Origin of the sequence: Streptomyces sp. NBC_00448 (assembly GCF_036014115.1) — a bacterium.
GTDB lineage: Bacteria > Actinomycetota > Actinomycetes > Streptomycetales > Streptomycetaceae > Actinacidiphila.
Genome location: NZ_CP107913.1, coordinates 1,590,111 through 1,610,711 on the forward strand (window position 1 = coordinate 1,590,111; position 20,601 = coordinate 1,610,711).

At 72.2% G+C, this 20,601-nt stretch carries 21 protein-coding genes and 7 tRNA genes; 12 read left to right on the plus strand and 16 right to left on the minus strand.

Annotation, left to right across the window (positions count from 1 at the left end; translation table 11 throughout):
* Positions 1–18: 18 nt before the first annotated feature.
* Complete coding sequence (locus tag OG370_RS06680; RefSeq protein WP_328461591.1) at positions 19–702, minus strand: GNAT family N-acetyltransferase; 684 nt, start codon at positions 700–702, stop codon at positions 19–21.
* 105 nt (positions 703–807) lie between these two features.
* Positions 808–2,028, minus strand: a complete 1,221-nt coding sequence (locus OG370_RS06685) for a glycoside hydrolase family 76 protein (protein WP_328461593.1) — start codon at positions 2,026–2,028, stop codon at positions 808–810.
* A gap of 570 nt (positions 2,029–2,598) precedes the next feature.
* Here OG370_RS06685 and OG370_RS06690 point away from each other — a divergent pair.
* Positions 2,599–3,879 carry an ATP-binding protein gene (locus tag OG370_RS06690; RefSeq protein ID WP_328461595.1) on the plus strand — a complete coding sequence of 427 codons (1,281 nt, stop codon included), beginning with the start codon at positions 2,599–2,601 and terminating at the stop codon, positions 3,877–3,879.
* 30 nt (positions 3,880–3,909) lie between these two features.
* On the opposite strand, the gene OG370_RS06695 is transcribed toward OG370_RS06690, so the two are convergent.
* The gene (locus OG370_RS06695; protein ID WP_328461597.1) at positions 3,910–5,091 is read right to left on the minus strand and encodes an FAD-dependent oxidoreductase; all 1,182 of its coding nucleotides are present in this window, start codon (positions 5,089–5,091) and stop codon (positions 3,910–3,912) included.
* A 153-nt stretch (positions 5,092–5,244) separates the two neighbouring features.
* Here OG370_RS06695 and OG370_RS06700 point away from each other — a divergent pair, with 153 nt between their 5' ends.
* Positions 5,245–5,874: a TetR/AcrR family transcriptional regulator gene (locus OG370_RS06700; protein ID WP_328461600.1), complete on the plus strand. Its 630-nt coding sequence runs from the start codon at positions 5,245–5,247 to the stop codon at positions 5,872–5,874.
* 108 nt (positions 5,875–5,982) lie between these two features.
* Here the strand turns inward: OG370_RS06700 and OG370_RS06705 are convergent, their stop codons facing one another.
* From OG370_RS06705 to OG370_RS06720, 4 genes are all read right to left on the minus strand, one after another.
* On the minus strand, positions 5,983–6,783 hold the full coding sequence (locus OG370_RS06705) for a hypothetical protein (RefSeq protein WP_328461602.1): 801 nt from the start codon (positions 6,781–6,783) through the stop codon (positions 5,983–5,985).
* 8 nt (positions 6,784–6,791) lie between these two features.
* Positions 6,792–7,658, minus strand: a complete 867-nt coding sequence (locus OG370_RS06710; RefSeq protein WP_328461604.1) for a radical SAM/SPASM domain-containing protein — start codon at positions 7,656–7,658, stop codon at positions 6,792–6,794.
* Between the two features lie 534 nt (positions 7,659–8,192).
* On the minus strand, positions 8,193–8,414 hold the full coding sequence (locus OG370_RS06715; RefSeq protein ID WP_328461606.1) for a DUF397 domain-containing protein: 222 nt from the start codon (positions 8,412–8,414) through the stop codon (positions 8,193–8,195).
* Positions 8,411–9,232 (minus strand): helix-turn-helix domain-containing protein, encoded by an 822-nt coding sequence (locus OG370_RS06720; protein WP_328461607.1) that lies wholly within the window; start codon positions 9,230–9,232, stop codon positions 8,411–8,413. Before OG370_RS06720 ends, OG370_RS06715 begins: the two co-directional genes overlap by 4 nt.
* A 151-nt stretch (positions 9,233–9,383) precedes the next feature.
* On the opposite strand from OG370_RS06720, the gene OG370_RS06725 reads away from it, so the two are divergent.
* Positions 9,384–10,025 (plus strand): hypothetical protein, encoded by a 642-nt coding sequence (locus OG370_RS06725; protein WP_328461608.1) that lies wholly within the window; start codon positions 9,384–9,386, stop codon positions 10,023–10,025.
* A 59-nt stretch (positions 10,026–10,084) separates the two neighbouring features.
* Here OG370_RS06725 and OG370_RS06730 read toward each other — a convergent pair.
* The 3 genes from OG370_RS06730 to OG370_RS06740 all read right to left on the minus strand — a co-directional run bounded on the left by OG370_RS06730 (position 10,085) and on the right by OG370_RS06740 (position 10,924).
* Positions 10,085–10,156: transfer RNA gene (locus OG370_RS06730), tRNA-Val, on the minus strand.
* A gap of 37 nt (positions 10,157–10,193) precedes the next feature.
* Positions 10,194–10,655 carry an SRPBCC family protein gene (locus OG370_RS06735; protein ID WP_328461609.1) on the minus strand — a complete coding sequence of 154 codons (462 nt, stop codon included), beginning with the start codon at positions 10,653–10,655 and terminating at the stop codon, positions 10,194–10,196.
* Between the two features lie 197 nt (positions 10,656–10,852).
* Positions 10,853–10,924: transfer RNA gene (locus OG370_RS06740), tRNA-Val, on the minus strand.
* 323 nt (positions 10,925–11,247) lie between these two features.
* Between OG370_RS06740 and OG370_RS06745 the strand changes: the two genes are divergently transcribed.
* Both OG370_RS06745 and OG370_RS06750 read left to right on the plus strand, forming a co-directional pair.
* Positions 11,248–11,661: an SsgA family sporulation/cell division regulator gene (locus OG370_RS06745; protein WP_003959770.1), complete on the plus strand. Its 414-nt coding sequence runs from the start codon at positions 11,248–11,250 to the stop codon at positions 11,659–11,661.
* A 195-nt stretch (positions 11,662–11,856) separates the two neighbouring features.
* Entirely contained in the window at positions 11,857–12,537 is a 681-nt protein-coding gene (locus OG370_RS06750; RefSeq protein ID WP_328461610.1) for a CGNR zinc finger domain-containing protein, read from the plus strand.
* 85 nt (positions 12,538–12,622) lie between these two features.
* On the opposite strand, the gene OG370_RS06755 is transcribed toward OG370_RS06750, so the two are convergent.
* Both OG370_RS06755 and OG370_RS06760 read right to left on the minus strand, forming a co-directional pair.
* The gene (locus tag OG370_RS06755; protein WP_328461611.1) at positions 12,623–12,817 is read right to left on the minus strand and encodes a hypothetical protein; all 195 of its coding nucleotides are present in this window, start codon (positions 12,815–12,817) and stop codon (positions 12,623–12,625) included.
* 445 nt (positions 12,818–13,262) lie between these two features.
* A complete protein-coding gene (locus OG370_RS06760) occupies positions 13,263–13,742 on the minus strand; it encodes a hypothetical protein (protein ID WP_328461612.1) in 480 nt (159 codons plus the stop codon).
* Between the two features lie 222 nt (positions 13,743–13,964).
* On the opposite strand from OG370_RS06760, the gene OG370_RS06765 reads away from it, so the two are divergent.
* Positions 13,965–14,465: a DsbA family protein gene (locus OG370_RS06765; RefSeq protein ID WP_328461613.1), complete on the plus strand. Its 501-nt coding sequence runs from the start codon at positions 13,965–13,967 to the stop codon at positions 14,463–14,465.
* 182 nt (positions 14,466–14,647) lie between these two features.
* Here the strand turns inward: OG370_RS06765 and OG370_RS06770 are convergent, their stop codons facing one another.
* Genes OG370_RS06770 through OG370_RS06780 form a run of 3 tightly spaced genes read right to left on the minus strand, consistent with a single transcriptional unit; the run spans position 14,648 to position 17,526 of the window.
* Positions 14,648–15,484 (minus strand): GNAT family N-acetyltransferase, encoded by an 837-nt coding sequence (locus tag OG370_RS06770; protein ID WP_328461615.1) that lies wholly within the window; start codon positions 15,482–15,484, stop codon positions 14,648–14,650.
* A 12-nt stretch (positions 15,485–15,496) separates the two neighbouring features.
* Positions 15,497–16,318, minus strand: a complete 822-nt coding sequence (locus tag OG370_RS06775) for an aminotransferase class IV (RefSeq protein ID WP_328461617.1) — start codon at positions 16,316–16,318, stop codon at positions 15,497–15,499.
* Positions 16,315–17,526 carry a chorismate-binding protein gene (locus OG370_RS06780; protein WP_328461619.1) on the minus strand — a complete coding sequence of 404 codons (1,212 nt, stop codon included), beginning with the start codon at positions 17,524–17,526 and terminating at the stop codon, positions 16,315–16,317. Before OG370_RS06780 ends, OG370_RS06775 begins: the two co-directional genes overlap by 4 nt.
* A gap of 224 nt (positions 17,527–17,750) precedes the next feature.
* Between OG370_RS06780 and OG370_RS06785 the strand changes: the two genes are divergently transcribed.
* The 5 genes from OG370_RS06785 to OG370_RS06805 all read left to right on the plus strand — a co-directional run bounded on the left by OG370_RS06785 (position 17,751) and on the right by OG370_RS06805 (position 18,253).
* A tRNA-Gly gene (locus OG370_RS06785) sits at positions 17,751–17,823 on the plus strand.
* A 32-nt stretch (positions 17,824–17,855) separates the two neighbouring features.
* A tRNA-Cys gene (locus OG370_RS06790) sits at positions 17,856–17,929 on the plus strand.
* 1 nt (position 17,930) lies between these two features.
* Positions 17,931–18,002: transfer RNA gene (locus tag OG370_RS06795), tRNA-Val, on the plus strand.
* A gap of 43 nt (positions 18,003–18,045) precedes the next feature.
* Positions 18,046–18,117 (plus strand) — tRNA-Val (locus OG370_RS06800).
* 64 nt (positions 18,118–18,181) lie between these two features.
* Positions 18,182–18,253: transfer RNA gene (locus tag OG370_RS06805), tRNA-Val, on the plus strand.
* A 545-nt stretch (positions 18,254–18,798) separates the two neighbouring features.
* On the opposite strand, the gene OG370_RS06810 is transcribed toward OG370_RS06805, so the two are convergent.
* Positions 18,799–19,068 carry a hypothetical protein gene (locus OG370_RS06810; protein ID WP_328461621.1) on the minus strand — a complete coding sequence of 90 codons (270 nt, stop codon included), beginning with the start codon at positions 19,066–19,068 and terminating at the stop codon, positions 18,799–18,801.
* Between the two features lie 270 nt (positions 19,069–19,338).
* On the opposite strand from OG370_RS06810, the gene OG370_RS06815 reads away from it, so the two are divergent.
* Entirely contained in the window at positions 19,339–20,583 is a 1,245-nt protein-coding gene (locus OG370_RS06815) for a serine/threonine-protein kinase (protein ID WP_328461623.1), read from the plus strand.
* The last annotated feature ends 18 nt before the right edge of the window (positions 20,584–20,601 follow it).

The following is a 20,601-nucleotide window of genomic DNA, read 5'->3' on the forward strand; positions in this document are numbered from 1 at the left end:
TCGGCTTCGCCCCTCCGGTCAGCTCCGCACCTCCGGCACCGCGGCCAAGCGGCTGCGGGTCCGGACGCCGGCACCCGCGCGGGCGGTGGCGGCGGCGAGGCGGCGTTCGAGGTGGGCGCGGCGCTCGGGCCACTCGTCGGCGGTGATGGAGAAGATCGCGGAGTCGCGCAGCCGCCCGTCCTCACCGGGCGCCCAGGACCGGGACCAGTTGCGGAGCACGCCCTCGAAGGTGGCGCCGACGGACTCGATGGCGGCGCGCGAACGGAGGTTGCGGGCATCGGTCTTGAGGTCGACCCGGCCGACCTGCCAGGTCTCGAAGGCGTGCCGGAAGAGCAGGTACTTCGCCTCGGTGTTGACGCCGGTGCCCTGCGCGGAGCTCGCCAGCCAGGTGAAGCCGACCTCGATCGCGGAGAGCCGGTCGGGGGTGAGCGCGAAGCGCGGCTCCCAGAAGGAAGTGGCGCCGACCGCCCGCCCGGAGGACCTGAGCACCTGGGCGTACGGCGCGAGCCGACCGGACGCTGCACGCCCGAGTTGCTCGTCGACGTAGCGCCCGACCTCCTCGGCCCGGGGCACCCACGTGAAGCCGTACGACCCGCGGTCCTCCTCGGCGGCCGCGGCCAGCTCCGGCACGTGCCGGTGCTCCAACGGCTCCAGCCGCACCAACTCGCCCTCCAGCACCGGCCCGTCCAACGTGAAGCCCACGGCCACCACCCACCCCCTCGTCCCGCCGCCGCCCGTACGGCGCGCACCGCGCATCGTGCCAGGTCCGCGGCGCGCTGTCGTACGAATTATCCGCGGCGGCACGGCTCACAGGAGCAGGTGGTAGTCGCGCGGGCTCCACGCCGCCAGTGTCTGCATCTCCACCAGCGCGGCCTGGGTGTTGACGGCGAGCCCCGCCTTCGCCGGCAACAGGCGGGTGGACGGGTCGACCGTCCCCCACAGGGCGTCCGCGCAGGCGCGCTGCGCGCCGCGGTAGCGCTCGTCGGGGTCGATCGAGTGCAGCAGCAGCATGTTCTTGAACAGCACCACGGCGCCGGGGACGTCGGAGGCGAAGCTGTTCGCGAAGTCGTAGGTCCCCAGCGCCCGTTCGGCGATGTCCCGCGCCTCTTCGAGGTAGCCGCGCTCGCCGGTGGCCAGGTGCAGCAGCGCCGCGGCGCCGAGCATGTTGCCCTGGTTGTAGGCCAGTTGCGCGGTGTCCACGGTGCCCTGGAGGTCGACGTGGTCCCAGTACAGGCCGTTGGGGGCCTTGAGGTGGCGGTCGACCCAGTCGAACATCTCGATGGAGTGCCGGAGTATGTCCCGGTTCCCGGTGAGCAGGTACAGCCGGGCGCCGATCTCCACGCCGAGGGCGTTGGAGACGGTGTTGCGGTCGTGGTTGTAGGTGGCCTGGGTCCAGAACGTTCCGCCGGGATCGGGGTGGCCGGGGTCGTCGTCCCAGCCGTAGCGGATCAACGCGAAGATCAGCCGGGCGCGTTGGAGGGCCGCCCGGTCACCGGTGATCCGGTACTGCTGGAGCGCGGCGAGGCCGAGCCACTCGTTGTCGTCGTAGAAGAGGTCGCCGCCCTGGCCCAGCGGGGGCAGCAGGTAGGACGCGTAGCCGGGCGGGCTGGCCGGGGCGGGCGGGCTCAGCGGGTTGGCCGACACGGGCGAGGGGTTGTAGTAGCCGGCCAGCGCCTCGTCCCGGTCCCGTACGGCCGAGGCGTAGCGGCGGTCGAGCCGGAGCAGGCCGAGGGTGGCCGTGATGACCCCGGAGAACGGATAGACGTAGGCGTACGGGTTGTCGCCGGGCTGGGCGGGGTGGTTCGGCGCGTAGAGCTTGACGTCGGGCGCGTAGTAGAAGCGCTGGAGCGCGTCGTACGCCGCGACCGCGCGTCGCGCGTAGCCGCTCCGGCCCGTGTCCGGCCGCGCCGGGCTCGCGATCGCCGGTGTCGCGGCGAGCCCGAGGACGAGGGAACCGCCCGCCACCGCCGCGGCCTTGCCGAACGCCCGCCGGCTCGTCCCCGATTCACGCTGGTCTTCGCTTGACATCGTTGTCAGCACCTCCGCGTACGCGGCATCGACATGTTCGTCCGGGCGCGAGCGAATGTAGACCCGCGTGATCTTCGGGTCAATGGCGGTGACGCGTACGGTCGGTGGCGGGGGCCGTTCACTCGTTTCCACGTTTGCTCGTTTCCTCGCCTCGACGGTCATGACGGCCTTGCCGACCTCGACGGTCTCGCCGACTTCCGGGCCGCGGGCGATCCGTTCCTCCTGGTCCGTCTGCCCCTTCAGGTCGGGCGAGAGGGGGCGACGAGGGGGTCGGGCCGGCGCCCACCGGATGAGGGGTCGCCGCTATGGCGCCGTCATCCGGTGGGCCTGGACAGCGCCCTGCGCGGCCGGGCCGAGGTCCGGCGACAGCTGGTCCGAGCCCGGAGCGCCGTACACCTCCTCCGCCGATGCGCCTCCACCCACCTTCGCGGGGCCCACCTTCCGCAGGCGCGCCGGCGCCCGGTCGCCGTGGGCCTGGTCCGCACGGAGAATGAGAGGAGGGGTCGGGCATGCGGCCCGCCCTGCCGGACCACCCGGTTTCCCCCACTCCCCGCGGGCGAGGTGGCGACGATGCCGACGTGGCGACTGCGCGACTACCACGACGACGACCTGGACCGGGCGATCCAGATCTGGGACCAGGACCGGCAGGCGGACGACGCCCACCCGGTGTTCCCGGTCTCCGAGGTGATGGCCGCGGCCAGGTCGGGCGAGCCCGCCGTGGTCGCGGTGGTCGGCGAGGAGGTCGTCGGCATGGCCGTGGCCCGGGCGCAGGGCGAGCGGGCCTGGATCACGCTGGTCGCCCTCGCCGCGAACTGGCGCAACCGCGGCATCGGCAGCGCCCTGATCGCCGAGCTGGAGCGGCGGCTGCGCGGCCAGGGGGTGCGAAGGATCGGCGCGCTGCTCGACCCGCGGACCACCGGCACCGCGGCCCTGGAGAACTCCGGGTACCGTGCCCGCACCGGACTGGTCTTCTACGAGAAGGTCGAGCGCCTCGGCTCCGGCGACGCCGGGCTGCTGGCGGAACTCGGCGGCCGGGTGCAGCCTCCCGGACTGTGGAGCGCCCTCGCGGGCATGGACCGTGAGAAGGCTGCCATCGAGCGCCGGATCGTGCTGCCGCTGACCGAGCCCGCGCTCGCCGAGCGCTACGAGGTGACGCCGCCGAAAGCGGTGATCCTCTTCGGTCCGCCCGGCACCGGGAAGACCAGTTTCGCCAGGGCCGTCGCCTCCCGTCTGGACTGGCCCTTCGTGGAGTTGTTCCCGTCCCGGCTCGCCGCAGGCGACACCGGCGGCCTGGCCGCGTCGCTCAGGGACGCCTTCGCCGACCTCGCCGAGTTGGAGGCGGTGCTCCTCTTCGTCGACGAGGTCGAGGAGATCGCGGGCGTACGGTCCGGCCTGGCCGCCGACCCCGGGCACGGCGTCACCAACGAACTGCTCAAGCTGATTCCGGGCTTCCGCGACCACGACGACCGCCTGCTGATCTGCGCCACCAACTCCGTACGTTCGCTGGACCCGGCGTTCCTGCGCCCCGGGCGGTTCGACTACGTGATCCCGGTCGGCCCACCCGACCCGTTGGCCCGCGAGGCGATCTGGCGCCGCTATCTCGGGGCAGCCGCCGAAACGGTGGAGTTGCCCCGCCTGGTGGCCGCGAGTGAGATGTTCACGCCCGCGGACATCGAGTTCGCCGCTCGCAAGGGCTCGCACGCCGCGTTCGAACGCGAGGTCGCCGACCGCCGCGGGACGCCCGCCGGCACCGAGGACTACCTCACCGCGATCGCCGACACCCGCCCCACCCTCACCGCCCAGGCCCTCTCCGACTTCGAGGAGGACATCTCCCGCCACGCCCGGTTGTGACGAGAGCCTGGGCCGGGGCGTGAGAGGAACTCAGTGCCGGGGGGCGTCGCCGTCGCCGAGGTCGGGGAGTTCGGTGGACAGGAGGTGCTCGGCGCCTCCTTCGAGGAGCTTGGCGGTCTCGGCGGAGCGCGGGAGCATCGTCGTCTCGTAGGCGCGGACGGCGTCGTCGACGGTGGGCTCGTTCGCCAGGGCCAGCGCGAGCTCGGTGGCGTCGAGCATCGCGAGGTTGACGCCGACGCCGAGCGGCGGCATGACGTGGGCGGCGTCGCCGAGCAGGGTCACGGTCGGGTGGTGGTCCCAGGTGTGCGGGACGGGAAGGGCGAAAATCGGGCGGTCCACGTAGGGACCGTCGTTGTCGGTGATCAGCCGGCGCATCCGGGGCGACCAGTGGGCGTACTCGTCGAGGAGCAGGGCGCGGACGGCCTCGGTGTCGGCGACGGTCAGGCCGCTGCGGGCGATCCAGTCCACCGGGACCCGCCGGATGACGTAGACGCGGATGTGGTCGCCGCTGTTGCGCTGGGCGAACAGGGCGCGGTCGCCGTCGGCCGCGTGAGCACCGCCCTGGCCGACCAGTTCGGCGATGTCGGGGTGGCGGCGCTCGACATCCGAGTACCACGCCTCCAGGAAGCTCACCCCGGTGTAGCCGGGACGGGCGGCGGACACGGCCGGGCGAACCCGGGAGAAGGCGCCGTCGGCGCCGATGACCAGGTCGGTCTCGACGGTCGTGCCGTCCGCGAAGTGGAGTTGCCGCGGCCCGTCGGCGGGCCCGCCGATCCGGTCGAGGGACCGGCCCCAGCGCACGGTTCCCGGCTCCAGGGAGCCGAGCAGCAGGTCGCGGAGCTGTCCGCGGTCGATCTCCGGCTTGAACAGCTCGCCCTCGTCCGGGAGTTGATGGGACGTGAGGGCGCCGGTCAGGTCCAGTTGGCGCATTTCCTGCCCTTCGGGGCGGGCCAGTTCGAAGAACTCGTCGAGCAGGCCGGCCTCGCGCAGGGCGATCTGGCCGTTGTCGGCGTGCAGGTCGAGGGTGCCGCCCTGGTTGTGCGTGTCGGGGCCCTCCGCGCGGTCGTACACGGCGACCGGGATACCGCGCCGCTGGAGGATACGGGCGCAGGTCAGGCCGCCGGGTCCGGCGCCGATGACGCCGATCCTGGCATGGGCGGGCGGCAGGGACTTCGCGGGGGTGAGCGGGTTCGGAGGGTTCGTGCGGTCCATGGGGGTCCTTTCGTCGGCGCCGGATCACAGCCGCGGCGCTGTGCCGCGGGCTCGTGGGCACCCGGCGGGAGCCCACCGGACGCCACGATATTTGCAACGACTCCAAATATACAACCACTCCAATTATTTCTCGGGTCGGATAGTCTTGCGGGCATGGCGGAGACGATCGAGCAGGCAGGAGCGGGCGGGCGGCGCGAGCGCAAGAAGGCCGCCACCCGCCAGGCGATCGCCGACACGGCACTGCGGCTGTTCCTGGAGCGCGGCTACGAGCAGGTGAGCGTCCGCGAGATCGCCGAGGGCGCCGACGTGTCGGTGTCGACCCTGTTCAACTACTTCCCGCACGGCAAAGAGGCCCTGGTCTTCGACGAGGACGCCCGTAACGAGGAAACCCTGGTCCGCGCGGTCACCGACCGCCCGCCCGGCCAGACCCTCCCCCAGGCCCTGCGCGCCTACCTCGTCGGCTTCGTGGTGACCGGCCACGCCCAGGACCCCCGCTTCGCCGGCCTCCAGAAACTCATCCGGCAGACCCCGGCCCTGCGCGAGTACTCCCGTGCGATGTGGCTGCGCCACGAACACGCGCTGGCCCGCGCGCTCGCCGACCAGGCCGGCCGCCCGCACGACGACCTCCTCTGCGCCGCCTACGCCCGCTTCACCCTGGAGACCATCCCGTTCGCCGGTTCCCACCCCGACCCCGCCGCCGCCGTCGACCAGGCATGCCGCCTGCTCGACCACGGCTGGACCACCACGATCAGCCCGAACACCGGCCCGCCCCAACAGAGTTGACGTAGCCCAGCGCTTCCCGCCGGACGCCGACACACCTCGGTCGGGCCAGCCTGGAACGGCGCCATGACGCGCGAAAGCGGATGGTCGACCGGTTGCGCGGCCCGTCCGTCATACCGCAGCCCCACGGTGCGCCGCCCACGACCGGGCCGTGGTCTCCATGGCCTTGAGCCATGCGGCGTCAGGCCGTCGCTCCGCGAAGCTCCGGTACATACGGAGGTTCGCCGATGCGAAGGCGTCGATCGCGCGCGGATCGGCGTCAACCCATGCCGGGCACCGGCCGGCCCATGCCTCCGCGTCCTCCGGAGAGTGCCCTGCCGCGACGAGCTGAACCACCAGGCAAGCGGGGTCGATGAAGGCCGCGCCCCGCGTGGGCCACGACCAGTCAACGGCCCATGTCCGTCCCTCACCGATCATGAAGTTGCTCGGATTGATGTCGCTGTAGAGCAACGCCCCACCCTCGAAGAGGGCCGCATCCACCGCGTCATCGGCGAAGCGATTCCATCGCGTCTCCGCCCATCCCTCGGCGACCCCGGGCAGGGGGAGTTCGCCGATCCGCCCCAGCAGTCCGACGACCGCGCGGAGGTCAGGCGAGCCCACATCGAACTTCGCCCCCCGGGCCTCGACCGCCTCGAAACCGAGGACGATCCATTCGTCGTTCTCCGCTTGCCACTTCAGAGGAGGCGCGAGAGGGACGACGAAGGGATTGACCCGCGCCTCCCGGATGAGGGAGTCTCGGCGACCGCCGAGGCGGTTGCGCATGGCCTTGACGAAGAAGGGCCCCTTTTCGCACTCGACGATGGCCGTCAGGTCCGAACTGAACCCCCGGGCCGTTCGGTGTACGTCGCCCAGGTCCCCTGTATGCGGGTTGAGCAGTGCCCAGAAACCCGCTCCGGGAAGGCTGTCGTTCACGTCATCCTTCAGGTCCTCGGGGTGCACTCACTTCCCGGAAAGCCCGGGGTGCACTCGGTCTCCGTGGGATCGCACGGATCGCCGCCGACCGTGACCGCCCGGATCTTCGCGCTGATCTCCGCCATGGCACTCCCACCGAGAATATCGGCGAGGTCGGTCTTCTCGACGTTGCCGACACCGAGGTGCCCCGAGAACACACACGGCGAGACGGTACCGTCAGGGCCCACGGCCGCCGTACCGTCACCGCATCCTCCGCAGAGGTGCGACAACTCCGGTTCCTGGCCCTCGCCTTCGCCGCCCCGACCGAAGGGACGCACGCGATCAACGCTGATCCGCGTCACGCCCAAGCGGGCCAGGTCGCGCCGCGCGGCGTCGGTCTGGCAGTCGCCCTCAGTCGTGACGATTCCGACGCGTACGGGGATGCCAAGGCCGACGGCCTGGCTGATGTTGGCCCGGGTGCGACGGTGCGACGGGCGACGTGTCACCGTGTCATGCTCCGTTGCTCGGTCGGAGTAGTACGACGTAGCGAGCGTCAGGCCCTGGCGCTGGAACAACTCCCAGCACCGCCGGGAAACATGAACGAGGTTGCTGTACACCTCGACATGCAGGCCGATGTTCAGGGCGTGGTCCACCAACTCGGCGAAGTGGGGGTGCATGGTCGGCTCACCGCCGATGAACTGGACGTTCCGCACCCCGTAGTCGGCCGCCTGGTCGAGCACACGAAGCCAGCCCTCGCGACTCATCGTCCCATGGCCGCCCTGCGGCCCCGACTCGTTGTAGCAGTGGATGCAGGCGAGTTGGCAGCGCCTGGTCAGGTCGAGCCACAGAAGCCGCGGTGGGCGCGGCCGGCTCGGTAACTCGTCAATGCTGTTCACGGTGCACTCCCCTTGTCGGATACCGCGTGATTCGTAGCCATATGATCGGCCACGCGGAGGCACCTGAACCATGCTGCGTCTGTCACCAAACACATTCTGTGGACAGAGACTTGAGGAGCTGTTCGGATCATGCAGTCGAACAACGAAACCGACCCGCGGAATTTCCGGTGAGGCGGCTGGGCTGCGGGGAGGGATGCGCCGCGGGCACTCGGGGCGTCACCGAGTGGGTTCGGAGCCGGGTGCCATGTGCGGCGGACTGTCGACGTCAGGCCGGGTGATCTCGCCATGGGGCAGCCGGGCCGGCATGTCCGCGTCCAGCATCTCTGGCAGCACCTGGTGGGCAACACCGTCATATTCGTCGGCCCTGCAGGCGGGGCGGAACTCCATCGGACATCGACACACCGGCCCTCGCCATGACTTCGGGTCTCCTGGTGCCACGGAGCGGACACGCCAGGTAGCCGCGTTCAGACCCGGACCGCAAAGAGTGCCCCGTCCGGTCGGACATGGGCACTCGTCATTCGCCGAATACCGCGCCTACACGTCCCCGAAGTCTCCGGCCTCGACGCCGCCAAGGAACGCCACCCACGCTTCCCGGGTGAACGAGAGTGCCGGACCGGTCGGGTTCTTGCTGTCGCGGGTAGCGACGCGGTCTTCCGCGTGCGCCACCTCGATGCAGTCCTGGTTCTCCGAGCCGCTGTAGGACGACTTGCGCCAGCCCGTGAGAACCGACGCGTCGGGTATACGGCAAGCATTCATTCGGCGCACCCTTTCAGGTAACGATGGATCACGTCGAGAGATTCGTTCTCCGGCAGGGCCTGGGAGCGAGCCACATCGAACCGCTGGACGAGCGCCAGTACCCCGCTCGGGGACTCTACACCGTTGCCTGAAGCGAAGCTTTCGACCAGACCCACAGTGCCGTCCCCCAACGTCAGTAGCGTCAGGCTGCCGCCCATCATCGGATGGAGCCCCTTGGGAAAGGGCAGTACTTGGAGCGTGATGTTCGGACGAGCGGCCATCCGGATCAGATGCTCCAACTGCTGAACCGTGGTCTCCCGGCGCAGGCTGCCGCGCGCCAGCACCGCCTCATCCATGATGGCCCAGTACAGCGGCGGGTTCTCACGCTCGAAGATGGCGGCCCGCCGTTTCCGGGCCTCGGCCCTTGTCTCCGCTTCCGGCACGCGGTCTCCGGCGACGCCGACCGTGAACGACTCCCGTGTGTACGCCTCGATCTGCAGGAGCCCGGGAACGGTGCTGCTCGTGAACACCTGGATGCGTACGGCGTCGCCCTCCTTGGCGACGATCTTCCGGCTGTAGTCGGCGATAAGGCTGTCGTGAGCCATGGCCAACAACTCGACGAACAAGTCGTCGGACCGGAAATAGCTGTCGAACGCCTCCGCGAGCGCTTCCGACGGCAACTGCTCACCGCGCTCGACCCGGCTGATATACGTGTGCGGATACCCTACGACGTTCGCCAACGCACGCTGCGAAAGCCCCGATGCCTCACGCAGGCGGCGGAGACGACGGCCGAGCATGGCTCGTGGGGTGGCCGCACCGTCCTCATCATGAAGTTCCATTGCTCGAACGTACCTTCAATCGGCTGTCCACAAGGGGGATTTGGTGACAGCGAAGCCATGGCACGAGAAAGACCCAGCGGCAATGCTGGAATTACCAGTAGAAGCCGATCTCTAAGGATCCCTCCCCATGGCCCCGGCAGATTCCGCCCCCATGCGCCCCCTTGGAACCTTTCCCCTTCGTGGCGTCGTCCCTTACATCACCGCCTGGTCGTCGGAGACGGAACAGCACGGCACGCTCGTTGTCCGCCGCGGCCGACTCAGCTACGCCGATGAACATCCGCTCGACCGGGACCGGTTCGGCATTCTGTGGCGCCGACTGGGGGTCAGCCCGGGGGTCGGCAAGCCCGAGTACGGAAGGGTGCACGGCCTGCGGCAGCGCCGCACGATGCTCCGCGTGCTGTGCCAGGTCTGCGGCGGCCCCGCCGACAGGACGTGCGACGGCGTGCTGTGGCTCATGGGCCGCGCCGAGTACGAACGCGAGCCGTGGCCCGCCCCGATCGAGTCACCGCACCCGCCGGTGTGCCTGAACTGCACCGTCCAGGCCGTGCGGCTCTGCCCCCACCTGCGCCACCACTACATCGCCGTACGCGCCCGGCGCTTCCACCTCTCCGGCGTCCACGGCGCTCTCCACGTCGCCGGGTTCCCGGAACCAAGGGTCATCGACACGGAAACCCTCGCCCTCGACGACACACGCACCGCCTGGCTGCGCGCCGGCCAACTCATCATGCGGCTCACGGACTACCGCGTCGTCGACCTCCACGCCGACTCGGAACGGGTGGGGCCGGGCAACTGAAAGGGCCGCCCTGGTGGGCGGCCCTGAGGAGATGCGTGGTGCTGGTGGTGCTCGATCGGTGGGCGATACTGGGATCGAACCAGTGACCCCTTCGGTGTGAACGAAGTGCTCTCCCGCTGAGCTAATCGCCCCGACGACGTGAACAATACAGGGCGGGCCGGGGCGGGTTCAAACGGGAAGACGGGCGGCGGAGAGGCGGGCACGCAGGCCGCGGCGGCAGGACCGCATCATGGCGGCGTGGTTGGCGCGGAAGAGCGGGCGGCAGGGCACGGCGAGCAGCCGCATCAGGCGCTTGCGAACCGTGACGTCCTGCTCGAAGAGGAGCCGGGCGGCACCGCCGGGATCGGGTTGGACGGTCCAGCGCACCCAACCGTCGAGGTCCCCGGTCATGGCGACTTCGAGCACGCGGGCGCCGGGGTCGTGGCGGGTGGAGCGGGCGGTGACGACGAGGTCGTACGGCAGCGCGGAGCGGAAGCGCAGCACGCCGCTGGTGTCGCCGGTCTGCCGGACCTCGCGGACCTGGGGCCACCAGTCGGGGTACTGGTCGGGGCGTTCCAGCACGCGGTAGACGGCGTCGGGCCCCGCGTCGAGCCGCCAGGAGCTACGGAATCGGTAGTGGCTCCAGTCCATGGCACCAGTGTGCGCCCGGAGTTGGGGGAACGCGGCACCCCGGGAGCCGGGCACCGTATGCGAGGGGCGCCGCACCCGGGAAGCACCGCACGTCGCGAACAGCACCGCGCCTTGCGAAAGGCGCCGCACTCCGCGAACGGCGCCGAACGCAAAAGGTCCCGGACCGTCTCACGGACGGCCCGGGACCCTTTTCCGGGTGGGCGATACTGGGATCGAACCAGTGACCCCTTCGGTGTGAACGAAGTGCTCTCCCGCTGAGCTAATCGCCCCGGCGCGTGCACAACATTACCGCACCCTGCGGACCGCTTCGGACCACCCCGGGAGCCGCGCGCCGCGCGAGCGCCACCCCCCGGAACGGCGCATCCGACAGCGCACCCCCACGACCGTCACTCTCCGCAGTGACAGCGCCACTTCGATCGACTGGCCAAACCGTCCTGAAACGGCTCCGTCCGGGTCTTCCCGCTAAGCCGGACGAGGTACCAGAAGCCTCACAAACACCTCAGAGGGGTTTACAACGTCGCCGCAGGTGGCATGTCGATTTCGCCGACGTGCGAATCCCCGAGCGCACACTGAGCGAAAGGCCCTGGCGCTTATGAACACCACGGTCAGCTGCGAGCTGCACCTGCGCCTCGTTGTGTCGAGCGAATCCTCACTGCCTGTACCCGCGGGCTTGCGGTACGACACGGCCGATCCGTATGCCGTGCACGCCACCTTCCACACCGGAGCCGAAGAGACGGTCGAATGGGTGTTCGCCCGCGACCTGCTCGCCGAGGGGCTGCACCGCCCCACCGGCACCGGCGACGTCCGAGTCTGGCCGTCCCGCAGCCACGGTCAGGGCGTCGTGTGCATCGCCCTCAGCTCCCCCGAGGGCGAAGCCCTGCTCGAAGCCCCGGCGCGGGCCCTGGAGTCCTTCCTGAAGCGGACGGACGCCGCGGTCCCACCGGGCACCGAGCACCGCCATTTCGATCTGGATACGGAGCTCTCGCACATCCTCGCGGAGAGCTGATCCCCGTATCCCATACCGTCCGCGGCCGTCCTACTCGGGGGGACGCCCGGACCACCGGCCGCGTCGGACCACCACCAGCGGTCCGACGCCGCAGGCAACGGAGCCGCCGCCGTGGGAGCAGACCCCCACGGCGGCGGCTCCCGCGCTAGAGTCACCGGGACTCAGCCGCCAGACACGCCGGCAGGAGCGAATCCCGTGCTCATCAACCACGACACCAGGTGCGCGCTCGACTGCGTGGTGGAACTGGTCAACTCCGCGCCGCAGATCGAGGGCCGTGAGGGCCTAGGCGATGTCGCCCGCCTGCGGGCCTTCGTCGAGCGGCACAAGGTCAGCGACGTCGCCCGCCTCGACCATGAGGACATCGGGGCCGTCCACGCGGTCCGCGCCCGGTTCACCCAGGTGTTCGCCGCCCCCGACGACCCCACCGCCGTCGCCGTGCTCAACGAGATGATCGCCGAGGCGGGCACCACCCCCCGGCTCACCGACCACGACGGCTACGACTGGCATATGCACTACTTCTCGCCGGGTGCCTCACTGGCCACCCACGTCGCCGCGGACTGCGGGATGGCGATCGCCTTCCTGGTGCTGGCCGGCGAGCGGGAGCGGCTGCGCCGCTGCGACGCACCGGCCTGCCGCCGCGCCTTCGTGGACCTGTCCCGCAACCGCTCCCGCCGCTACTGCGACAGCCGCACCTGCGGGAACCGGCTGCACGTCGCCGCGTACCGGGCCCGCAGGCGCGAGGCGGAGGAAACCGGGGACGCGGGCCCGGACGGCGGCCACGGGCCGCGGACGGACCACGCCGGGCAATCCGGCGGGCCCACCGCCGAGCACGCGGGGACAGCGCGGCCCGGCGGCCCGGACGGCGCGGGGGCCTGACCCGCGGCCGGGCGCCTCGACCCCCGCCCGCGGCCCGACCCCGACTCGCCCCGGCCCTGCTCGGCCCCGGCTCGACCCGCCCCGGCTACAGCACGAGCAGGTCCCACCCGGCACCCACACCGAGCAGCCCCCCGATCACGCACAGGAACAGCATCAGCGGCGGCTGCGACAGGGCGTACAAGCACCCCTGCGGCTCGACGAACTCGCCCCGGCGCAGGGCCGCGCGCCGGGCCGCACGCCCGGTGGGCGCCTTCTCGGGGACGGCGGGAGCGGTGGGCAAGGCCGGTGCTCCGGACAGGCCCGACAGGCCGGACACCCCTGACACTTCGGGCGAGCCGGGCAATCCGGGCCGGACCGGGAAACCGGGGTGGACAGGTCGGCCGGGTGCAACCGGTCCAACCGGTTGCACCGGGAGTACCGGACGGGGCGGCGCGGGAGGCAGCGCCGCGCGCACCGGCGGGGCGGGAAGTACGGGGACGGGCCTGACGGCGAGCAGCGGTCGCGCGCAGCCGACGGCGGTGAGGGTGACGAGGGCGGCGAGGGCGGAAACGGGCAGTTCGGCACGGTCCGGCCGCGGAGGGGCGATGACGTCCCCGGGGGTGGGCAGCACACCGCGATGATCGCGCAGCGCAGCATCCCGCGCCGCCCAACACGCGGACTTTACAAGGGTGTTTACCTGCGTCTCGGATGCCGGGACCGACTTGCGCGGAGGGCCCCGGGTCGGCTCAGATCCCGCGCCGCTTCAAGATCTCCTCGATGTCCGCGAAGTCCGACAGGCCGCTGTCCGCCGAGGCGCGCGAGCGCCGCTTGCCCGCGCTGAGCGCCGGGGCCGGCTCGGCCGCGGGGCCGGGGGCGCCGGCCACGGCCGCGGGCCCGGCCGGGGCGCCGGCGGAGTCGGCGCCACCACCGCGCCGCCGGCGGCGGCCGGAGATCAGCCGTGTGATGCCGAAGAGCGCCGCGGAGCAGGCGATGACGCCGAAGCCGAGCCACACCGTCGGCTTGAAGACCAGGTCGACGGCCCAGTCGCCGGTGGCGGTGCCGACCTTGCGGCCGAGGGTGACCAGGCCGGCCAGCGCCAGGCCGACCGGCAGCAGCGAGACCGCGGCGATCCGGGTCGCGGCCAGGAATCTGCGGCGGTAGGCGGTCACGATCGCGATGGCCAGGCCGCCCGCGGACAGGGCGGCGCACAGCGTGTCGGTCAGCATCCGGCGGCTCCTGCGGCTGCGGGTCGGCCCGGGGGTCCGGCCGGGCCCCGCGAGAGTGGTCTCCCCCATCCTGCCTCGCCCGGGCCCCCGGCGGCCACGACGAGGCGCCGGGTTCCGCGGAATCTGGGGGGCGAATCGGGGTCCCTCCTCCGTGAGCGGTAGGTCGTGAGGGGGAGGCGGAGCCCGGCGCGCGGCCCTCCGGAGCGGTGGGAGACTGGCGGTATGATCGACACCTCCACCCCTGTTGTGCTCGACGTCTGGTGCGAGCTGCAGTGCCCGGACTGCCACACCGCCATGGCCGACCTGCGGGCGCTGCGCGAGCGGTACGGCGCCGCGCTCGACATCCGGTTCCGGCACTTCCCGCTGGCCAAGCACCAGCACGCGCAGGCGGCGGCACAGGCGTACGAGGAGGCGCACGCGCAGGGGAAGGGCCAGGCATACGCCGAGGCGGTGCTCGCGCGGACGGAGGAACTGACCCGCCGCGGCGAGCCGGTGCTGGTCGAGACGGCGGCCGAACTCGGCCTGGACGCCGACGAGGTGGACACCGCGCTCATCGACGGCCGGCATCTGCTGGTGGTGGACGCCGACGTCGCCGAGGGCAAGGCGATCGGCGTGACCGGCACGCCGACGTACGTGATCGGCGACGAACTGCTCGACGGTTCCAAGACCCAGGAGGGGCTGCGCGAGCGGATCGAGGAGACCGCGGACCGCCTGCTGGCCTGACCTGACCGGTGGCCAGGCCCTGCCCGGCCCCGTGAGCCGCCGCGCCGGCACCTCGGCCCGCCACTCCGGCTCCCCGGTGGCGGGCCCGTTTTCGTATACGCCCGGCGTACACGACGCTCGTGTACGCCGGTCGTATACGGCAAGGCACGCGGCGGCCGTGTGCCCCGCCGGCCTTCGTGCCCTCAGAGCAGGGGCTTGCTGAAGTGGTGGTCGGTCGGGAGGTAGCCGAGGGATGTGTAGAGGCGGACCGCGGTGGTGTTCGCGGCGAAGACGTTGAGCCCGAGCGAGGTGGCGCCGGCGTCGCGGGTGAGGTCCTCCGCCACGTGCATGAGGGCGCGGCCGTAGCCGCGGCCGCGGTGCTCCCGGTCGACCTCGACGGAGGCCACCCACGACGGGTCGGCCAGCCGTATCCAGGCGAGGTGGCCGGCGGGGGCGCCGTCCAGTTCGAGGACGAGGACCGTGCTGCCTGGGGTGGCCAGGCCGTCGGGGAAGGCGCGGTCGAAGCCGGCGGCCTCCTCCGTCGCCGCCTGCTCGCGCGGCACGCCCGAGCCGGTGAGGGCGGCGACGTAGCCGTCGCGTTCGTACCCGCGCCAGCCGCCGTACTCGTCCTCGCGCATCGGGCGCAGGGCGGTGCCGGGCGGCAGCGCGTGGTGGCCGCCGGGCGGCGGTTCCGGCAGGGCGAGCAGCATGCCGCGGTTGCGCTCGGTGTAGCCGAGGGCCGCGGCCATCCGCAGGGCGTACGGCATGCCCGCGCCGGCCGTGGTCTCCACCCGGGTGCAGCCCCACTGCCGCAGCACTTCCTCGGCGGCGAGCGCGGCCACGGTGCCGCGGCCGCGGTGCCGGTCGGGCTCGTCGATCGTCAGCGCGTTGATCCGGCCGACGGTCGGTCCGTAGCGCCGGTCGGTGCCGATCGCGATGGCGCCGACGGGGCGGCTGTTGACGCACACGGCGTAGGTGGCGGAGCGGGTGCCGTCGTCCTCGGTGCGCACCGGCCGGGTCGGGCGCAGGGTGGTGGTCACAGCGGGCGCTCCCTACGGGTTGGGGTCGGCGGCGGCGCGCTCGGCGAAGACCCGCATCGCCTTGGCGGTGACCGGCCCGGGAGCGCCGGACAGCGTACGGTCGTCGACGCGGTGCACCGCCTGGACGTCGCGCAGGGTGGAGGTCAGGAACACCTCGCCGGCCTCCGCGAGGGCGCCGAGCGGCAGTTCGGCCTCCTCGGCGCCGGCCCAGTCCGCGACGAGCGCGCGGGTGATGCCGGCCAGGCAGCCCGACTCCAGCGGCGGGGTGAGCAGCCGGCCGCCGATCACCACGAACACGTTGGAGCCGGTGCCCTCGCACAACTGCCCCTGGGTGTTGGCGAACAGCGCCTCGGAGGCGCCGGCGGCGTGCGCGCGGGCCAGCGCGACCACGTTCTCCCCGTAGGAGGTGGTCTTCAGTCCGGTCAGCGCGCCCTTCTCGTTGCGGGTCCAGGGCACGGTGACCGTGGCGGTGGTGTCGGGGCGGGAGCTCGCGGTGCCGAGGGCTACCACGAGGGTGGCGCCCGCGTCGCCGCGGTCGGAGCCGAGCGGGGAGGGGCCGCCGGTGTAGGTGACGCGCAGCCGGCCCAGCGGCATCGGGTTGGCGGCGAGCACCGCCTCGCAGGCGCGGGCCACCTCGTCGAGGTCGGGCTCGGGCAGGCCGAGGCCGCTCGCGGAGCGGGCCAGCCGGTCCAGGTGGCGGGTGATCGCGAAGGCCCGGCCGTGCTCGGCCTTGAGGGTCTCGAAGACGCCGTCGCCGACCGTCAGGCCGTGGTCGAGCACGGACACCGTGGCGTCGGCCGCGTCGCGCAGCCCGCCGTCCACCCAGATCCTCACCGTACTGTCCTTTCACCGCCGCGCGCGGCGCCCGAACCCGGGGCCGCCTGTTCGTTCCCTGCGTACCCTTCGCGCTCCGCCGGGGCCTCGCGCTCACCGGGGTACTCTCCCGACGCTACCGCCAGCAACCGCGCGGCCTTCAATGCGGTCTCGGCCCACTCGCCGTGCGGGTCGGAGCCCCAGGTGATCCCGGCGCCGGCGCCGAAGCGCAGCACGGGGCCGCCCGGCGGGCTCCGGTCGATCCAGAACGTGCGGATACCGACGGCGAGTTCGGCCGTGCGCCGGTCGGCGTCGACCCAGCCGATCGCGCCGCAGTACGGGCCGCGCGGGGCGGTCTCCAGCTCGGAGACGACCCGCAGCGCGCTGGACTTGGGGGCGCCGGTGACCGAACCGGGCGGGAACACGGCGGCGAACAGCTGCGGCCAGCCGGCGTCGGGGCGCAGCTCGCCCCGGACGGTGGAGACCAGGTGCACCAGGCCGGGGTGCGGCTCGACCGCGCACAGGGCCGGCACGGTGACCGTGCCGGTGGCGCAGATCCGGCCGAGGTCGTTGCGGACCAGGTCGACGATCATCACGTTCTCCGCGTGGTCCTTGGTGAGGAAGTCCGCGGCGGTGCGGGCGGTGCCCTTGATCGGGCCGGACTCGACGGTGGAGCCGTGGCGGCGCAGGAACAGTTCGGGGGACGCGGTCGCGATCTCGACGCCGTGCGCGGGCAGCCGGATCGTGCCGGCGTACGGGGCGGGGTTGCCGTGTGCGAGGACGGCGCCGAGCGCGTCGATGTCGGCGTCAGCGTCGGGAGGGGTGCCGGGGCCGGCGCCGGGACCGGGGCCCGTGGGCAGGGGCGCGGTCAGCACCCGGCAGAGGTTGACCTGGTAGACCTCGCCGGTCGCGATCCTGGCCCGGATCTCGCGGACGCCGTCCTCGTATGCCGCCTGGTCCATCGAGGAGGTCCAGGCGCGCGGGTCGGGGCCGCGCCAGCCGACGTCCGCGGCGACGGCGGCCGGGGTGGCGCCGGGCGGTGGCGCGGGCCGCGGCTGCTGCCGTACGTCGCCGAACCGGGCGCAGACCGTACGGCCGTCGAAGTCGGCCGCGACCGCCCAGAAACCCGCGGAGTCCAGCGCGGCCACGTCGTCGGTGACATCGCGGAGGTCGGAGGCGACGAGCGAGCCGAACCGGGCTATCGGGGGCAGGGCGGAGGGGTCGCGCACGGGGATTCCTGGGGGTCGGGCGGAGTACCGGAGGCGGACCGGACCGCGCAGGTGAGCGGGGTGCCGGGCGAGGTGCCGAAGGGGTCGTCGGCCGGCCGGAGCGGGCCGCTTCGCCGTCAACAGCTTGTCATTGGCCCGGCACGCTGCGGAAACCGGTTTTTGAGCTGGACCGGGAATCCGCTAGAGTTCAACTCGTCGCCGAGCAGTCTACGGTGGCGGCACCTGCGGACGTGGCTCAGTTGGTAGAGCATCACCTTGCCAAGGTGAGGGTCGCGAGTTCGAATCTCGTCGTCCGCTCGATGTGGGGGATCACCCGAACCCCTGCTGTTGGTGGAGTGGCCGAGAGGCGAGGCAACGGCCTGCAAAGCCGTCTACACGGGTTCAAATCCCGTCTCCACCTCCAAGGACGATTAGCTCAGCGGGAGAGCGCTTCCCTGACACGGAAGAGGTCACTGGTTCAATCCCAGTATCGTCCACTGGCCCCCGACCGGGGCCTTTGCCGCACCTTGCTGGACCCCCGCGCGATTAGCTCAGCGGGAGAGCGCTTCCCTGACACGGAAGAGGTCACTGGTTCAATCCCAGTATCGCGCACGCGTCATCGGCATCACCTGAATCACCAGCACCACCGCAGCATCTTGTGCAGCAGCACCATCCCGGACGATTAGCTCAGCGGGAGAGCGCTTCCCTGACACGGAAGAGGTCACTGGTTCAATCCCAGTATCGTCCACACTCGGCGAGGGCCGGAGACGAAAGCTTCTCCGGCCCTTTCGCATGGGCCGAAGTAGCCGTGGGCGGGCGCGGTGGTGGGCGGGCGCGTCCGCGAACCGACACGTCCATGGGTTGACGCGGCCCGGAAACAGCGCTGTGCCCGGGTATCGGCTGATACCCGGGCAACCGCTGCCGTCCGCCCTACCCCCGTCCCCACGGGGTTGAGACCGGTGATCCCCGACCCGGACCGCTCTTCCGGGCCTGAAGCGTGGTGTGACGCCTCAACAGGCCGATCACGGACGACGTCTGCGCGACCCCGCCGCAGGGTGCGGCGGTGATCGAATCCGTGTTGTTCACGTCTGGGCGGCGGACGCTTGACCTCGGGGGACGAGTACGTCGCCCGCCGCTTGACCTCAAATCTATGGGCCGCGGCCGCCCGGGTCGTCATGCCTCCGGACCCCTTTCCGGCCTCCCGGAGGATGACGTCCCATCCGTCGCATACTCCCCAGGGTGGACGTCGGCCATGGCCGCCTCAGGGGTGTCCCGGAGGCCGTCCGTGGCTGATCAGGGCGCGGGTGGCTGGGCGGGCACGGGCGCGGCGGGCCCGGGGACCGGGTCCTCGCGGGGCACGGGGTGCTCGACGAGCGCGAGCACGCGCGTGGCCATGAAACGGGCGGTGCGCACCGCGGTGCCACTGCGGGTGACCTCGCTCACCTCCACGACCCCGCGCCGCACCGCGGTCTCGACCCTGCGGCCTGCGCGGGTCGCGGTCACCTCATAGGTGCGGGTGGTGTCACCCGCGTCGACGACTATCTCCACACGATCACCTTTCACGGCGTCACTCCCCCTTGGTGGACTGCCCGTTGGCGACTTCCCCGGGAGTGCCGCGACCTGCCGCCCGACCGCCTCTCCCGGCCGGCGTCCGCGTCCCGCGTCATCTCCCGTCCCCTCAGAATGCCACCAGGCACTGACAATTCACTGCCCGTCGCCTGCGAGGCATCAACGCGCGGCGGGACTTGAGTACGTAAGCTGTGGGCGGCCGACCGGCCAGCGACGCGGAGTGGGGCCCTCTCCCCCACCACCGGAGGTAGGGGACGGACAGACATGGCGATGATGCGGCTCCGGCGCGAGGACCCGCGGGTCGTCGGCTCGTTCCGGCTGCATCGGCGGCTGGGCGCGGGCGGCATGGGTGTGGTGTACCTGGGCGCGGACAAGCGCGGGCAGCGGGTGGCGCTGAAGGTGATCAGGCCGGAACTGGCCGAGGACCAGGAGTTCCGGTCCCGGTTCGCCCGTGAGGTGTCGGCGGCGCGGCGGATCAGGGGCGGCTGCACCGCCCGGCTGGTCGCCGCGGACCTGGAGGCCGAACGGCCCTGGTTCGCCACGCAGTACGTCCCCGGGCCGTCGCTGCACGACAAGGTCGCGGAAGGCGGCATCCTGCCGGCCGCCGAGGTCGCCGCGATCGGGGCGGCGCTCGCGGAGGGTCTGGTGGCCGTGCACGAGGCCGGCGTCGTGCACCGCGACCTGAAGCCGTCGAACATCCTGCTGTCGCCCAAGGGCCCGCGGATCATCGACTTCGGGATCGCCTGGGCGACCGGGGCGAGCACCCTGACCCACGTCGGGACGGCGGTCGGCTCGCCCGGATTCCTCGCGCCCGAGCAGGTGCGGGGCGCGGCGGTCACGCCGGCCACGGACGTGTTCGCGTTCGGGGCGACGCTGGCGTACGCGGCGACCGCGGACTCGCCGTTCGGGCAGGGCAGCTCCGAGGTGATGCTCTACCGGGTGGTGCACGAGGAGCCCGATCTCGTCGGGGTGCCCGACGCGCTCGCGCCGCTGGTGTACGCGTGTCTCGCGAAGGACCCGGAGGAGCGGCCGAGCACCGTGCAGCTCTCCGAGCGGCTGTCGGAGATCGCGACGCGGGAGGCGCGGGGGCTGGCGACGGTCCGGCCGCCGCGTCCGGAGCGGCCCACCGGGCGGCGCGCCGAGGAGTACGCGCAGCAGCGGACGGAGCGGGGCGCGGCGGTCTCCAACGGGGGGCGTACGGCGGGAGGTTCGACCGGCGGCGGGGGAAGCGAGCGGGTCGAGCGAGCTGAGCGGGCGGGGCGGGGGGCGCAGCGGACCCCGGCGAGGACTCCGGCGCGTACCCCCGCCGCGCGGACGCCCGCGGCGCGGGCGCAGGGGACTCCCACGGGGCGGACGACGGGGACGCGGACCCCCGCGAACCGGACCCCCGCGCAGCGCAGGCCCGGCGCTCCCGAATCCCGGCGGCGGCTGCTCCGTCAACGGGTGTTCGTGTTCGTGATCGTCACGCTGATCGCGGCTGTGTGCATCGCGGTGCTTCAGGCGGCATAGCGCTCCGCAGGTCGCTCC